At 45.9% G+C, this 13953-nt stretch carries 18 protein-coding genes; 6 read left to right on the forward strand and 12 right to left on the reverse strand.

Annotation, left to right across the window (positions count from 1 at the left end):
• The 8 genes from BLS59_RS19815 to BLS59_RS19850 form a co-directional block, all read right to left on the reverse strand.
• Complete coding sequence (locus tag BLS59_RS19815; RefSeq protein WP_091151823.1) at nt 1–294, reverse strand: hypothetical protein; 294 nt, start codon at nt 292–294, stop codon at nt 1–3.
• On the reverse strand, nt 291–554 hold the full coding sequence (locus BLS59_RS19820) for a hypothetical protein (RefSeq protein ID WP_091151825.1): 264 nt from the start codon (nt 552–554) through the stop codon (nt 291–293). Before BLS59_RS19820 ends, BLS59_RS19815 begins: the two co-directional genes overlap by 4 nt.
• Nucleotides 551–886 (reverse strand): hypothetical protein, encoded by a 336-nt coding sequence (locus BLS59_RS19825; protein ID WP_091151827.1) that lies wholly within the window; start codon nt 884–886, stop codon nt 551–553. Before BLS59_RS19825 ends, BLS59_RS19820 begins: the two co-directional genes overlap by 4 nt.
• Nucleotides 883–1512, reverse strand: coding sequence for a ParA family protein (locus tag BLS59_RS19830; protein WP_091151829.1), 630 nt, complete (start codon nt 1510–1512; stop codon nt 883–885). Before BLS59_RS19830 ends, BLS59_RS19825 begins: the two co-directional genes overlap by 4 nt.
• A gap of 17 nt (nt 1513–1529) precedes the next feature.
• The gene (locus tag BLS59_RS19835; protein WP_091151831.1) at nt 1530–2813 is read right to left on the reverse strand and encodes a relaxase/mobilization nuclease domain-containing protein; all 1284 of its coding nucleotides are present in this window, start codon (nt 2811–2813) and stop codon (nt 1530–1532) included.
• 137 nt (nt 2814–2950) lie between these two features.
• Nucleotides 2951–3361 carry a plasmid mobilization protein gene (locus BLS59_RS19840; RefSeq protein ID WP_091151832.1) on the reverse strand — a complete coding sequence of 137 codons (411 nt, stop codon included), beginning with the start codon at nt 3359–3361 and terminating at the stop codon, nt 2951–2953.
• A gap of 168 nt (nt 3362–3529) precedes the next feature.
• Entirely contained in the window at nt 3530–4441 is a 912-nt protein-coding gene (locus BLS59_RS19845) for a toprim domain-containing protein (protein WP_162842701.1), read from the reverse strand.
• A 363-nt stretch (nt 4442–4804) separates the two neighbouring features.
• Nucleotides 4805–5734: a D-2-hydroxyacid dehydrogenase family protein gene (locus BLS59_RS19850; RefSeq protein ID WP_091151837.1), complete on the reverse strand. Its 930-nt coding sequence runs from the start codon at nt 5732–5734 to the stop codon at nt 4805–4807.
• A gap of 289 nt (nt 5735–6023) precedes the next feature.
• Here BLS59_RS19850 and BLS59_RS19855 point away from each other — a divergent pair, with 289 nt between their 5' ends.
• Both BLS59_RS19855 and BLS59_RS19860 read left to right on the forward strand, forming a co-directional pair.
• On the forward strand, nt 6024–6527 hold the full coding sequence (locus BLS59_RS19855) for an ACT domain-containing protein (RefSeq protein ID WP_091151839.1): 504 nt from the start codon (nt 6024–6026) through the stop codon (nt 6525–6527).
• 15 nt (nt 6528–6542) lie between these two features.
• Nucleotides 6543–6791, forward strand: coding sequence for a hypothetical protein (locus BLS59_RS19860; protein ID WP_091151841.1), 249 nt, complete (start codon nt 6543–6545; stop codon nt 6789–6791).
• On the opposite strand, the gene BLS59_RS19865 is transcribed toward BLS59_RS19860, so the two are convergent.
• Nucleotides 6785–7765, reverse strand: coding sequence for a hypothetical protein (locus BLS59_RS19865; protein ID WP_091151843.1), 981 nt, complete (start codon nt 7763–7765; stop codon nt 6785–6787). The two genes, BLS59_RS19860 and BLS59_RS19865, sit on opposite strands and share 7 nt — an antisense overlap.
• A gap of 90 nt (nt 7766–7855) precedes the next feature.
• Here BLS59_RS19865 and BLS59_RS19870 point away from each other — a divergent pair, with 90 nt between their 5' ends.
• Genes BLS59_RS19870 through BLS59_RS19880 form a run of 3 tightly spaced genes read left to right on the forward strand, consistent with a single transcriptional unit; the run spans nt 7856 to nt 11200 of the window.
• Nucleotides 7856–8428, forward strand: coding sequence for an RNA polymerase sigma factor (locus tag BLS59_RS19870; RefSeq protein ID WP_091151845.1), 573 nt, complete (start codon nt 7856–7858; stop codon nt 8426–8428).
• 13 nt (nt 8429–8441) lie between these two features.
• Entirely contained in the window at nt 8442–10244 is a 1803-nt protein-coding gene (locus BLS59_RS19875; RefSeq protein ID WP_091151847.1) for an AAA family ATPase, read from the forward strand.
• Entirely contained in the window at nt 10244–11200 is a 957-nt protein-coding gene (locus BLS59_RS19880) for a hypothetical protein (protein WP_091151849.1), read from the forward strand. Before BLS59_RS19875 ends, BLS59_RS19880 begins: the two co-directional genes overlap by 1 nt.
• Here the strand turns inward: BLS59_RS19880 and BLS59_RS19885 are convergent.
• The 3 genes from BLS59_RS19885 to BLS59_RS19895 are packed head-to-tail and all read right to left on the reverse strand — an operon-like array spanning nt 11197 to nt 13138.
• Entirely contained in the window at nt 11197–12057 is an 861-nt protein-coding gene (locus tag BLS59_RS19885; RefSeq protein ID WP_091151851.1) for a potassium channel family protein, read from the reverse strand. The two genes, BLS59_RS19880 and BLS59_RS19885, sit on opposite strands and share 4 nt — an antisense overlap.
• A gap of 3 nt (nt 12058–12060) precedes the next feature.
• Nucleotides 12061–12834 (reverse strand): hypothetical protein, encoded by a 774-nt coding sequence (locus tag BLS59_RS19890; protein ID WP_091151853.1) that lies wholly within the window; start codon nt 12832–12834, stop codon nt 12061–12063.
• Nucleotides 12824–13138, reverse strand: coding sequence for a hypothetical protein (locus BLS59_RS19895; protein ID WP_091151855.1), 315 nt, complete (start codon nt 13136–13138; stop codon nt 12824–12826). The genes BLS59_RS19890 and BLS59_RS19895 overlap by 11 nt, the downstream gene beginning before the upstream one ends.
• A 17-nt stretch (nt 13139–13155) precedes the next feature.
• On the opposite strand from BLS59_RS19895, the gene BLS59_RS19900 reads away from it, so the two are divergent.
• Entirely contained in the window at nt 13156–13929 is a 774-nt protein-coding gene (locus BLS59_RS19900) for a GIY-YIG nuclease family protein (RefSeq protein ID WP_091151857.1), read from the forward strand.
• Nucleotides 13930–13953 lie beyond the last annotated feature (24 nt).

Below are 13953 nucleotides of genomic sequence, written 5' to 3' on the forward strand. Positions count from 1 at the left end.
TTAGAAGCTGACGCCGCGCGTGTAAATGATGGCTTCCTGTTTGGCCAGGCGAAAGAGGTCGGTGATCGGCACCCCACCGGAGCCGAGCACTTCGTTTTTGTTGGTGGATTTTGTTGGCTGTATTTCCTGCGTTGCCGGTTGAACCGGCGTTACCTGTTCAGAAAAGGTCAGCTCATGCGGATGACCGCTGGCTACGCCTTGCCTTTTGCTGCGCGCCAGGTCAGAAAGAACGACAACGAAGTAATAAATGCCATAGCCACCAGCCAGCCAGAATAAAAAATATGTCCAGTTCATGTGTTGAGTTGTTTTAAGAATTGGTCGATAGCCAGCCGCAGTTCCGGGTGCTGTTTCAATAATTCGCTGATCGCAAAGGCCATCACGATGGTCATATCAATGCCGGTCGCCAGCTTGAGCTGGTTCAGGATCACGACCGTATATTCATCGAGGCGGATATGCACCAGGCTGTTATGGTCGCTGTTATCATAGGCCCGGATACGGTCGAGTATCTCGTTAAAGGCCGGGTCGCGCAGTGGGCGAAGGATTTTTGGGTTCATAGCTCGAAGTTGGCTAAGTGTGCTTTGATTAATGATTTGAGTTCGGGGTTCTGGTCGAACAGCGCCTGGATGGAATAGCAGATCAGGCGGGTCACCTCGATACCGGTAGCGATCTTCAGGTGATGGATCATCTGGGCGGTTTGCGCATCCACGCGGGCATGGATCAGCGTTTTGTTGGCGCTGACATCGAGATCGCGCATTATGGATACGATCTCCGGGATGTCGGGCGGTTTGGCTGATTTGGGTTTAACCACCTTGACTGGCTTTGCCGGTATGTCCGGTTTGGCCATCTTGCTCCTTAACTGGTCGGCCAGGGTTTTGATCTCGCTCATAAATAAGGTTGGATAAAGTCTTTAAAAAGCCGGTCGAACACCGGCAAGAGCAGCGCCTGTACATTGAAAGGGGTCTGGAAAGTGTTCGTGCGCTGGAAATCGATCCGGTCGGCGATCGCTTCGGTAACGTGCCCTAACTGGTTCAATTGCTCGTTCACATCCGCCTTGATCTCATATTTGACATTGGCTTTGATGCGGTTGGGCACAAATAATAAATGCACCTCCGGGTTGATCTTTTTGAGTACCAAAGCAAAGGGTATGGTCGATTCAAAACTGAATTCGTCATAAGCAAAGGGACAGATCGCGACCTGCGCCGCTTTAAACACGCCAATCAAACCGTCGTCATCCAGTTTGCCCGGCAGGTCGATCAAAACAATATCTTTCGGGTTATCCCGAATGGTATCGGCCATCATCGGAAAGTCGGATAAACCAAAGGCCAGCACTTCATAAGGCTCGGCATTCTCCAGTATTTTGGCTTTCTCGAATTTTTGCGAAATGGATTGCTGGTAGTCCATATCCAGCACCGTGACCTTGCATTTTTTGGTTTGCGTGAGGTAATTGGCCAGCAAAAGTGTAAGCGTGCTCTTCCCGGCACCGCCTTTCTGGTTCCCGATAATAATCACCATAAGTATTGTTTTAAATGTCAGCGGAGATTGGTTCTTGCTTTCTTCTTTCGGCGGCGTTTCATGCCTAAAATGGCATCATCATCAACGTCTGAAGCCAGGCTGATACCTGGAATAGGCACCCGTTGCCGTGTCTGTTGTGCATCGCGGAAGTGATAGGTTAATGATGACTGTTGTTTTTCGTTCAAAAGCTCAGCCGTATTGATAAATACACCGGTTGCCGGATCATGCAGGGTAAAGCCATCTTCGTTTTTAATGATGACCAAACCCTGGTGCTGTAAGCCCTGCGTCAGATCAGGGTAATTATACATCGCCGCTTTTAAAAGCGCGCCGTAATAGTGCATTTGCTGATTGTTGTTTTCATAACGAACCTTTGGCTTTTCTTTATCCGGGGCTTCAACCGCGCTGATATGTAATAACTCTTTTAAAGGCATGATCTCACCGCCTTTAAAAACATTTTTACCGGAATGATCGATCACGGTATAACCATAAGGCTCCTTGTCGCCGGAAGCGTGAAAGACCAGTTCAACGCCGAACCTGACTTTCATGATAGCCGCAAATTCTGACTGGTAACCCTTGCGCCCTTTCTCTAAGTTAGTATCGTGAATGGCCGCATATTTATGGAACCAGGCTTTGAACTGGTTGAGCCTTTGCTGATCAAGGTCTTTGTTTAAGCGCTCAATGATCAAACTCCGGTCAATCGTTTCCTGTAAATGGCCGAATTTGATCACTTCGTACTGTCCATCCCGTTCCCGCAATACATAACCTTTGCTCTCCAGGATCATACGGAACTGTGCTTCGGTTGCAAAACGAAAAGCCAGCGCTTTTTCAATATCGGCTTTGGCATCATGTTTTGGATCGATACCCATGATGCGGTTGAGTACTTCAATCGCCCGGTTCTTTTCAAAGCGGTCGCTGATCTTTTTGCCTGTCCGGTCGATCCGCGCGGTCACCAAATGAATGTGATTATTGGCGGTGTCCATATGAAAGATGATCAGGTAGGGTTGTTTTTCATAACCCATCTGCGCCAGCCATTCCTCCCCAATCGCGGTTAATTCGTACTTGTCATACGTGCGGCCTTCGGCAGAGATCACCACATGAAACTGCGGCCTTTTGACATGCTTGTTCGTTGCCGAAACCATCGCCAAATGATTTTTGTAATCTTCGGGCCGGACGGTAGAAAGCCCCTGTAAAGCGCCAAAATTCGCTACTGTCATCAATTCTCCTTTTCCTTCGTCCACCTTATCGGTATTATAGCTGACGGCCGGAAACCCATCAGCGGGCGGCAGGATATGAACGATCATAATTTGTTCGGTCTAAACTTGTACGCACCAAACTTGTTTGCTGAGCGCTTGTACGGTATAAACAAGTGCGGCCTGAACTAATTCGCAATGAAATTGTGCGCAGCAAACTTGTTCGCTGGGAACAAATTCGCCCTGAACTAAGCGCCTGCCATCCTGAACACCCTGCGCAAACTGGCGTCTAAGGCCTGCTGGTTTTTGAGATATTGCGTAAACAAAATGTTAAACCGTTCAATGACCACTGGTGAGGGAATTCCGCGCTTTCTTAAAATGTTCGCGTATTTGGCCAGCTGGTTAATATTATTGCCGCAGCGTCCCATTTCCGCGCCGACCTCATCCAGTAAAACAATCAGTTCTTTGGCATTCACCATCAGCAAACCGGCATCGTTTAACAGCCGGTGCCTGATCAATTCAGTTTTGTTAAGCCCCAGGGTTTTTTCCATTTCGCAGATAATCTCATATTCATCCTCGGTAAAGCGGGCGTCTATCTTTTTAGTTTTTTTCTCGGCCTGTTTTTGCGGCCTGCCCTTTGTCCTTCCTCTACCATTCATCAGAGTAAACGAGTTGCGAGTTTACGATACTCCCCGGTCTTCGCGTAGGTACGGAGCGAAGTCCGGGGCAAGATTGTGAGGGGCTGACAAAAAATGAGCGGAGCGATTTTTTGTCGGACACGAACACATCTTGCAAGGGAAAAAACCAAAAGGGAACTTGTTCGCTTTTCAGCGTCCCAACTGCAAATTAACCCGCTCCGCAACGATCAGATCATTGTAATCGTTGTAGCCTGCATATATACCGGCCCGGTCAATACTGTGTGGTAAAGCGGCTTTAAAGTCAAGTGTGGCCTGCCGTCCCGACGGGTCGTTGTCAAAATAAAGCGACACCTCCCGGAAATCCTGTGCCCTGGTAATCCCTGTCTGAAGCAAGGAAAGCGAATTCAATACGAGTACGCTGTCCGGTGCAAACGGGTATTCTGTAAGCCAGCTCAGGTAGTTAAAAAAACCTTCGAAAACGGCGAGCCGCTTTTCGGAGTTCGGGATGAAGCTGATCGCCTTATGGCCGAGACAACCCTTGAAATGCAAATTACGGATTTCCCAGGCACCCTGCTCATTTTGCCAGCCTGCCGCAAAGAAATTGCTACGTTTCTTGTCATCATCTTCTACATAATAATAGATTTCTTTGAGGCGACCATCAGCGACGGTGTTAACGCCGCGGCTTTCCAAGTAATTCAAAATCGCGGCGTTGTTACCCAAATCTTTGATGTCAAGGATCTCATAATTGGGTTCTTTTTCTACCCTCGGTTGCCGCCTATAATTAAATGGAGGACTAATACCCGGAACGATACCGCTGCAAGTACTTACAATCTTTTCCAATACTTCATAAAAGGGAACCCCCGGCCAGTAAAGCAAGCCAAAATCAATAATATTTCCACCTTTACCTTCGCCGAAATCAAACCAAGTACCCTTTTTATCGTTGACTGAGAACGATGGCGTGGTATCTGAATCACGCAGCATACTCAAATAAAGCTGTTCATTGCGAACCCGTTTTACCGGTTCATAGCCAAGGCGTGCCAGGAGATCTGCAAGTGAATGGTTTTCCTTAACCTCGCTGGCTTTTAAGCGTTGATTTTCCATAATTTCGGGCATAAAAAAAGGGGCGCATGGCCCCTTTAATAATTATATATAATATATGATGTTCGGAACTACTCACGTCGTATTCTACAATACGGCCTCCCGGCTGCCTATGCGCGTTCGCTTTATTGATATGATCTCAGCTTCGCATAATTTCCATTTCTGCAATGGATAATGCTTCATTCCCCGATGTCAAAGACCGTGAGATCAGGATGAACTTGTTCTTGCCTGATCGACGGTACAAAGGTTCGGAGACGGCCAATTTTTGATGGGTTCCTTTGAGGGTGGCACCCTTAAATAAATTATATGCTATTGATTTACTGCCTTTTATGAATTTGACTGGTCATTTTTATAGACGCTGTGCCATTACGGACTTAATAGCCAGTCTTCGATCTGTTTAACGGTATCGCCATAAAATACCCGGTAGGTTTGTTCGGTGACATATCCAATATGCGGCGTCGCTAAAACATTACGGAGCGTACGCAACGGATGCTCAGTCCCCAAAGGCTCCGTACCATATACATCAAGCGCCGCGCCCGCGATCTCGTTGTTTTGCAGCGCGGCTATTAACGCCGCCTCGTCGACCAAAGACCCGCGGGACGTATTGATCAAATAAGCTAAAGGCTTCATCAAAGCCAGCTCCGCAGCACCGATGACACCTCCGGAACGGTCACTGAGTACCAAATGAACAGTGACAAAGTCGGACCATTGCAGCAGGCTTTGTTTGGAAACCAACACCGCGCCGTGTTCTGCGGCTTTTTCGGTGGTAAGGTTCTCGCTCCAGGCGATGATCTTCATATCGAAAGCTTTGGCATAGGCGGCGATCTTTTGGCCCACACGGCCCAGGCCGATGATGCCGATGGTCTTGCCTTTGAGGTCGGCACCGATGGTGGTTTGCCAGCTGCCGGTTTTAAAGTTATGACTTTCTGTAACGATGTTCCTGGCCATCGCCATGATAAGCGCCCAGGTCATTTCCGGCGCGCCGCTTTCGACATAATCCGTAAACCGCAATTCAATTCCCAGTTCCTCGCAGGCTATGGTGTCAATGGCGGCGTTGCGTTTACCGGTAGAAACGATCAATTTGAGATTAGGTAGCTGGCTCAATATAAATCGCGTGAGCGGTGTGCGCTCGCGCATGGCGCAAACGATGGTAAACGGGTATAAACGGTTAATCACATCAGCTTCATCGGATAGGTGATCGGTAAATACAGTGACTTCGGCTTTCGATTGAATAGTTGACCAATCAGCATAGGTAAAAGCAACTTGTTGATAGTCGTCCAGTACAGCTATTTTCATGCAGGTAAAAATGTAAATTTATTTCTTGCAAAACCCACCACCGCTGTAATTTCTGCATCAAACAAGTATTACGAAAGAATATCGAAATTTTCAGATGAATTCCTATATTGCGGACGAACAAACCCCACAAATGGATCAACGTATAAATTTTAATCATACTGCCGCGCAACTTATTGCCGTGATTATTATTGTGGTCCTGCTGATTCCAGCCGGGGGGTAATATTGTAAATAAATTTTACTCAATATATAGCCTCCCGGAAAAACCGGGAGGCTTTTTTTATGCTGAAAAATGAGAAAGCCAAACCCTAACGAAACCCCTTATGTGATCACCGTTTACGCGGATGACAAGAAAGGCCTCCTGGCCCAATTACTGATGCTGTTCAATCGCCGCGATATTCCGGTGCAATCCCTGAATGTTGCCCGAACTGATCTGAATGAAGTCGTAATGGTCACCATCGAAGTAGAAATGGTTGCCACTGAAATAAATCCAATCCTGCATAAACTGGAAAAGGTCATCGAAGTTTATAAGGCCAAAGCTTATTTGTCGGCAGATATGCCTTTGCCGAAAGTCGGGATCTATCGGGTGACCGCTGAACGCATGGATCCGGGGTTCTGGCTGTTGCTGCAAAAACATGGCGCGACCTTGAGCGGAATGGGTAAGTCATCTTTCCTGGTGCAGAAAACGGGTAGTGACCGCGACTTAACGGCCTTATATGAAGAATTGGAGGGCCCTCATTTACTGGCCTTCTGTAAAAGTACATTAATGGCGCCGGAAACACTGGTGCCGCAATAAATCTATATTTGCAATATGTCTGAAGACCAAATTAAATTAAACCTTACACTTAAGGCCATTGCTGAACTTGTTAATATAGCGGCTGAAGATCCCTATATCCTGAATATTATCCGAAAAATGCCGGAAAAAGATATTCGATTTGTAATGGACTCCGTCATCGATAAAGACCTGGGCGCTTACTTAACTTGTTTCGAAGAATTAGATGAGTTCGAGTGGTGCCGCGTGATCTTGCTGGTGATGGAGGAGCGGCGTCAAGCTCAATAAGGCCTTTTGGTGTTGTCGTCAAAAAACATATAAATGCCCTTTGTTTCCTCGTCAAGGTTCTGGTAATAAGTTTCGACGAATGGCCGACCGGAATGGTTGAACTTGCAATAAAAGTGCGGGCATGGATAATGCTCATCGCCATTGAGGTCGTACTGGACGATGTCTTCAAAAGCAACGACTTCAATTCTCGCTGTTTTGATCGTCATGGCTTCTTCAAGCGGCATTTCGCTCGTCCATTGGCCGTCCCTGAATAAGTAGATATTGACGATGCCGGTCACAAAGCCCAGCCCATTGTGGCTCAGCCTGCTGATCTCAGCGCCGAACCATTGCGGTTCTTCGTAGGTATTATAAACGTGCTGGGGATAGTGCTGGTCATCAACCGAGTGAATGATCATTTTGGAATTTCGGGTTCGTTTGCCGGTATCAAAATTCAGCCAAAGGCCAAAGTCACGCTCGATCTTTTGCTTCATTTCGACCCGGTACTTGATCAGGTCTTCCCTCTGTGCAGCATAATGGGCAAAATTCGGGTAGTAGGTTTTAATGGTATTCTTGGTCTTGGCCAGCTTCTTTTGAATGGACTCCCAGCCCCAAAAGATAATGGTCGGCTGAAAACCTTTTTCCAGCCGTATGGCCTCGCAATATTCATCGAAATCAGGGTCTTCGCTGAGCGTAGTTACGATATACAGTGTATCATAACTAAGTGTCGGCTGATGCTCCATCAGCTTATTGATCGTATCTTCAACATCCGCGAAAAATTCCCGTTTGAGCAATGCGCGGTTCCTCGTCAGGTCTTTCAGTTTGCACTGGATGACCGACCGCTGATGATTGGAAAATATATCGATACCCTTTTGCTGATGCCCGTTCTTTCCGAATAATTTATAGGAAGGTATGTCCGTGTTTTCATTGAAAAGATCACAGATCAGGCTTTCAAATAATTTCGGATCGTTTAACGGCGGAAGCTGGTAGTCGGGCATCTATACAATTATTTAACGATCAAAGATAAATTTTCCTTAACATTGATTTTTTATTTAAGTAACTTTATACAAGCTTACTAGCCCCGATTGATGAAAGCCTACGATTTGTATACGGACCAGGAATTGCTCGAACTGCTGCGTTCGGGGGATAGTACTGCGTATACGGAGATCTACCACCGCTATAAGTTCATTTTGCACCAGCATGCCTGGAATAAGCTGCGGAATAAGGAGGAGGCGCAGGATATTCTACAAGAAGTTTTTACCAATCTTTGGCTGAAACGGGAGACGATCCATATCAGCAGCAATCTTTCGGGTTATTTGTACAGCGCGGTGCGTAACCGAATCCTCGATCATTTTTCGCATAATGATGTTAAGCTTAAATATATCAATAACCTGAAGCCGGATTTGGGTGAAGTGCCGACGGACCACCGGGTACGGGAGAACCAGTTAAAAGCCATCATTGAAAAGGAGATCGCGGAACTACCACCACGGATGCGCGAAGTTTTTGAAATGAGCCGCAAGCAGCACATGACCTACAAAGAGATTGCCGCAGAACTGGGGACTTCTGAAGAAACCGTCAAAAAACAAGTATCAGGTGCTTTAAAGGTATTACGTATCAAGCTGGGCATTTTTATTTACTTGTTCATTTTACTGCATTACTAACCTAGTACCTTACATGAGAATTGCTGCGGTTCATATTCCCGGAGGCTATTTGCCCCATATCTTCGGGGACGATCACCAGGAGGTGACGATAAATTTTGGCGGTCAGCATCTATATACCTTCACAAATGGTGATTTGGTGGGTGTAACGCCTAATGCGTTTTACCTGGATGATGTACTGGACAGTGCCATAAGCCTCTTCTCCTGTATCGTAGGGGGCAATGGCGGTGGCAAGACCACGCTGTTACGCCTGATCACCAGTTCTTATCACTGTACTTATGTAATAGAAAAACCTGATGGTGATTTTGAGTTAACGGAAAGCCTAAAAGCCATTCACCGGGTTTATTATACGCCTTACCTTCATCAGCAAACTTTTGATAATATTGGTGAAAACGGGAAAGACTTGTCGAAGCTGGCATTGCTTAAACTGGATAATCATGGCGACAGTGCTTTACTGGACGACTTCCTGGATGCCCATAACTCAGAGAATTCAAAAAGATGGATCAGGTTCAATCACTTTTACAGAAGTGTAGGGTCTGCAAAGATTCCGTTGCCCGTATTTCTGGAATTGGAGCTGACGCTCCGCTACTTTGATATCGATATCCAACGCCCCGATCGGTTTCATGATACTTCGTATCAACTCCGGCCGGCGATCACGCTATTGTTCGGTAAAATAGAAGCGGAAAAAAACGAGCGGGAAATCGCAGCGGGCCGCGGGCGTGACCTGACGCAGGAAGAAGCCCATCATTTATCTTTTATGATCCGGTTTGAGTATGATCTCTACCAGGCCGCTTTGGGAAAATTGGTTGCCATTCTGGAACGTGCAGGCAATCATTACCTGGATGAGGGGTCGCTACCAGAGGACTACGAGGAGCAACTGCAACAACGGGACGTTCGGGCCGGATTTGAATGGTTTTTAAAGAATGCGGCTGTTTTCCAGGGGGATGAAAATTATAGCTTTTCCCAGCATACCGTTTTGCTGGAACTGATCGACTACGTCCGTTCGCTGATCAATGAAGAAAGCTTGACGGACAATTGGCGCCGCCTGGTTATTAACGAGGAACAAGCATTACACATTATTGAATTATATGATGCATTCAATAATTCGTTTATCAATGACTGGTTTAGTTACGATTCCAAACCGCTATTCGGTTTTAAACCAGACATCACGGTAAGTTCCGGGGAACAGCAATTCCTGAATCTTTTTAGCACTTTATACTACCATGCCCAAAATATAAAAGCGGATGTAGATATCGATCTGCATTCTTTTCATTCCCTGGCACATATCGGTGACAATATTTTACTTTTATTGGACGAGGGCGATAATGCATTTCACCCGCAATGGAAAAAGGAATATGTAAAGTATTTAAGGAATATACTTCCGCTGATTTTCGAAGGCTACCACCTCCAGGTCATCATTACGTCGCATGACCCGCTTACCTTATCGGATATTCCTAAAAACAACGTTGTATTTGTAGAAAAAGGCGAGTTCGGTTCGCTCATTGGGCAGTCCGACAATAAACGCACATTTGGCGCGAACCTGGCCGACCTCCTTAAAGACTCTTTTTTCTTACAGGATGGGCAGATCGGGAGCTATGTAGCGGAGGTAATTGACATCATAATCGACGATATCCGTCATAACCGTTTAGATACTCAGCGCCGGCAAACCATTGAAAGAATCATCCATGCGCTGGATGAGCCTATTCTAAAATTCAAACTGGCAGAAATGCTGAGCGCAGCTACCGGGGAGCAGGACTTTGAACGTCAGCTGCTCGATGAGGAGATCAGGCGTCTTCGTGAAAGGAGAAATCGAATCTGATGTTTTATCCCGACCAAACCAGCGCCGGATTTCTCCATGCCCGTGATGAGCATTTTATTAATGTTCGTTACGTCATCAAAAAGAAATTGCTGGGCAACCGATTTAAAGAGGCCCATCCAAAGGGCCTGCCCCAAAAGATCGACCAGGTCACCGGTATCCATGCCAGCGTAGCTAATTTCTTTAACAATGAATCGCACCTTAAAAAGCTGCTGATTGGTACGCCCAATATATTGGACTCGCTGAAAAGCAAATTTCAAACGCCGAAAGAAAAGGCCAGTGTCAAGTTACTGGTCAGGTACGATACCTTCATTGATAAAAAAGATACTACCACTTTCCGGTTTTATAACGCCTACCACCTGGCCGAAAATCTCCGGCAACATACCTGCGTTTACTGCAACCGCCTTTACACGCAGACCATTATTACGGAAAACAGGGAGTTTGTGGCGCGGCCAACTTTTGACCATTGGTTCCCTAAAGGCGACTACCCGTTGCTGGCTTTATCCTTTTACAACCTGGTACCCAGTTGCTCGGTTTGCAACAGCAGTATCAAGGGGTCGACTGCTCTTTCGCTTAGTAAAATATTTCACCCCTATTTAAAGCACCAGCATCCCCGCGACCAGATGGATTTCAGGTTTTCTTTTGATCTGGAGGACCATACCAAAGCAGAAGGCAAATTAATAGCGAACAATGTTTTTAGCCAGCAAAGCATTGATACGATGCGCCTGGCGGAGATGTACAGTGTACATGCGGAGGAGATCCGTGAACTGATCTATTTAAAAAAAGCCTACTCGGAATCTTATCTGCATTCGCTGAGATCCATACTAAAAACACCGGTGTCTAATGAAGAGATCTATCGGTTGGCGTTCGGTGTGTATGTGGACGATGACCTGCTTTATCAAAGACCACTGAGTAAATTAAAAAAAGACATCCTGACCGAACTTGGTTTGATCGGCTAGGAGTTTTTACGGTGTTTATTCATCGCGCTTTTCAGGCATTCACTTAAGCGCGAAGCGCCTTCCGGACAATAATGAAAGAAATTGGCAAACTTTTCCGTCTGCAGCTGTTCGTCAACCTTATAAAATCCTTCATAAGCCGTAAGCGCCGTCCTGTTACTGATCACCAGGATTTCCTCGACGCCGTATTCTACATAGGTGGAATAACTGGCCATACCGATATCGGCCGATAGGCCGATCCGCAAACAATCGTAAGGGTGTAAGGTGGCATTAATGTCTTGAAAAGTTTTATCAAAATGGAGCTGAAAGGTCTGGACCGATTTGGTAATGAAGGGCACCCGGACCGGTGATCGCGTGTCCCAGTCCTCATCCAGTTTGAAATACCAGGAAGTTTCCAGATTCGTGAGAAACTGATTGGCGGTATTTAAGTAAATGATCATAAAGGCTTCATCATCTAGGCAGTAATATGCATATTTGGAAAATACAATGATATTCTTTTTGGGCAGCAGCAATTTGATCGTGATCAGGGAGATACTGCAGGTATAGATCGCTAAACCGGTGATTGCTTCCAAAATGGTGAAAAACCTAAAGATGCCGGATGGCGACATGTCGCCGTAGCCGATGGTCAGCATCGACACGAAATTAAAGTAGATGAGATCCCAAAAAGTCACATCGGCCTGGGTCGTAACAATATGTGTTTTGCCGCCTATGAAATATTCTGCGACACTGATTAATAACACGGGGCCTGCATAAAGCAGTGCGCCCCAGCCAATAATTGCCCGGTTACTTAACGCATCTATAAGCTCTAAAAAAGATTTTGATCTTTCCTTCGGCAATTCAAATTGGTTTCCTGTTTTCATTAATTAATTCATCAAAAAGATCTTTTTTAATTTGGCGATGTGGGCGGTGCGGTTGAAATTACCGATGCTGGTTTTTAAGCCTTTGCGCCTGTCGGCACGGTTCATTCCCGGCCATTGCGCTTTGGTTTTTCCGGCAAGCCGTTTAAAAGTGCCGGATTTGTCATAATGGATATTTCGATAGGTCTTTTCAATAAAGTGTTCGAAGATACCTTCGCAATGTAAATAAGCGTATTTTTTCCGGGTGCCGTTCATCACCAATATATTTAAAGCCTTTTCCCAGCTTTTTTCGGTGAGCAGGCTATCATAAAAGTCGCCGAAATCTTCCATTAAATTACCGCTGCCGATCTTTTCACGAGGGCCGATATAGCCCCAATAAGGCGCTGGCTTGGTAATATCGATCATCTGCCAGATGCCGCTGCCATAGCAAGTTGCCAGGGTGATGATGAGCTGGTTTTGGACAGAAGTATTGATGAACCGGCAATATTCCTGGATCTCGGTCCATAATACATGCTCGCCATTTTTTAAGGCCAGCCCTTTTTGGGAGCCATGTATCTCGAAATGAATGACCGGCATAAGTTCATCTTGGTGAACATAGGCGCAAATCTCCTCCAGGCAGACAAAGAATGCTGCCTTATCTGCCGGGTTATAAAAATACTTTCCATGCCCGTTCTGGTCACAACGCCGGGCAATTATATCATCGTATAAAATCTTACCGGTTTGCACTTCTTCGTCCGGCAAAGACTGTATGACCACGATACCGTTGTATTTAATATCCATTTACCATAGCCTCAAAATGCTCGTGCTTGGTGAACCTTGGCAACCGCATATTATGCTCATAAGCGGCATCCAATTGCTGCTGAACTCCCGGGTTTTTACAATAGATTTTCATATCGATCGCATAGCTGTGGCCGAAGTCTTTAACCACATGGTCGATATTAATCTGTACGTTAGGATTATTGGTATTGATCGTCATCAGGTCGTTCCACAGTTCCATGTTGGCCGAATCGACTGCCTGCCGGTGTTCTTTAGGCATTAATAATTCGTTGTATTTTAGGGTTTGTTTAAAAGGTTTTGGTATCATTAGGTAAAAATAAAGAAATGCCTGATAAATTCGATACTTGTTGTTTCCGGTTATCAAAAGACGACATCGTTGCTTTTGACGAGGTGGATAATGGTCCGATCAACAATGTGATGGCGGGTTTAGCGGATCATTGCTATGGCGTTAATCTGTTTGATGATGAACACGGCTTATCGGTGAAGATGTTTTACATCAATGGGGCCAGGGCCCTAAAAGGAGATCTCATCGAACTGGAATTACGCGACCGGGATTATTTTGAGTTGTTGATGCGCTTTTGTATGCTGCTGGCTGATGATTATTTAGAGGTTGATGCACTGGATGCTTTTAATACCTTTCAATCCAAATTGCGCGGCTTCCTCGAAAAGCTTGGCTTCACAACCATCAGCAGCCTGGAAATCGAAAAGTTCGAAGGACAGAATGCGGTCATGATGACAGCATCCAAGCGGGGCTTCTTCAGACTAAAGTTCATGGACAAAAAAGAATTTTACCGAGATTTTTTTAATAACGTTCATTCGTGTAAAATTGAAATAGAGCGGCAATATATTTACCTCATGGTCAATACCGATACTTCGCTGATCAAGATCGGGAAAAGTAACAACCCGCGTTACCGCGAACGAACGCTCCATTCACAGGAACCTGTTGTACATCTGGTCGCCCTGTGGTGCTGTGACCCCAAAATAGAAAAAGACCTGCACAAGATGTTCGCTGCGAAACGGGTGCGCGGCGAGTGGTTCCGGCTGTTAGTTTCTGATCTGACAAAAATCGAGCGGCATATGAATAAAATATTAACTTAATTTTAATTCCGAATACCCCTCACG

It is taken from the genome of Mucilaginibacter pineti (assembly GCF_900101875.1).
GTDB lineage: Bacteria > Bacteroidota > Bacteroidia > Sphingobacteriales > Sphingobacteriaceae > Mucilaginibacter > Mucilaginibacter pineti.

Excerpts from the sequence above, each read along its gene's own strand:
- BLS59_RS19815 (WP_091151823.1), bottom strand. The coding sequence starts at position 294 with ATGAACTGGACATATTTTTTATTCTGGCTGGCTGGTGGCTATGGCATT.
- BLS59_RS19820 (WP_091151825.1), bottom strand. The coding sequence starts at position 554 with ATGAACCCAAAAATCCTTCGCCCACTGCGCGACCCGGCCTTTAACGAG.
- BLS59_RS19825 (WP_091151827.1), bottom strand. The coding sequence starts at position 886 with ATGAGCGAGATCAAAACCCTGGCCGACCAGTTAAGGAGCAAGATGGCC.
- BLS59_RS19830 (WP_091151829.1), bottom strand. The coding sequence starts at position 1,512 with ATGGTGATTATTATCGGGAACCAGAAAGGCGGTGCCGGGAAGAGCACG.
- BLS59_RS19835 (WP_091151831.1), bottom strand. The coding sequence starts at position 2,813 with ATGATCGTTCATATCCTGCCGCCCGCTGATGGGTTTCCGGCCGTCAGC.
- BLS59_RS19840 (WP_091151832.1), bottom strand. The coding sequence starts at position 3,361 with ATGAATGGTAGAGGAAGGACAAAGGGCAGGCCGCAAAAACAGGCCGAG.
- BLS59_RS19845 (WP_162842701.1), bottom strand. The coding sequence starts at position 4,441 with ATGGAAAATCAACGCTTAAAAGCCAGCGAGGTTAAGGAAAACCATTCA.
- BLS59_RS19850 (WP_091151837.1), bottom strand. The coding sequence starts at position 5,734 with ATGAAAATAGCTGTACTGGACGACTATCAACAAGTTGCTTTTACCTAT.
- BLS59_RS19855 (WP_091151839.1), top strand. The coding sequence starts at position 6,024 with ATGAGAAAGCCAAACCCTAACGAAACCCCTTATGTGATCACCGTTTAC.
- BLS59_RS19860 (WP_091151841.1), top strand. The coding sequence starts at position 6,543 with ATGTCTGAAGACCAAATTAAATTAAACCTTACACTTAAGGCCATTGCT.
- BLS59_RS19865 (WP_091151843.1), bottom strand. The coding sequence starts at position 7,765 with ATGCCCGACTACCAGCTTCCGCCGTTAAACGATCCGAAATTATTTGAA.
- BLS59_RS19870 (WP_091151845.1), top strand. The coding sequence starts at position 7,856 with ATGAAAGCCTACGATTTGTATACGGACCAGGAATTGCTCGAACTGCTG.
- BLS59_RS19875 (WP_091151847.1), top strand. The coding sequence starts at position 8,442 with ATGAGAATTGCTGCGGTTCATATTCCCGGAGGCTATTTGCCCCATATC.
- BLS59_RS19880 (WP_091151849.1), top strand. The coding sequence starts at position 10,244 with ATGTTTTATCCCGACCAAACCAGCGCCGGATTTCTCCATGCCCGTGAT.
- BLS59_RS19885 (WP_091151851.1), bottom strand. The coding sequence starts at position 12,057 with ATGAAAACAGGAAACCAATTTGAATTGCCGAAGGAAAGATCAAAATCT.
- BLS59_RS19890 (WP_091151853.1), bottom strand. The coding sequence starts at position 12,834 with ATGGATATTAAATACAACGGTATCGTGGTCATACAGTCTTTGCCGGAC.
- BLS59_RS19895 (WP_091151855.1), bottom strand. The coding sequence starts at position 13,138 with ATGATACCAAAACCTTTTAAACAAACCCTAAAATACAACGAATTATTA.
- BLS59_RS19900 (WP_091151857.1), top strand. The coding sequence starts at position 13,156 with ATGCCTGATAAATTCGATACTTGTTGTTTCCGGTTATCAAAAGACGAC.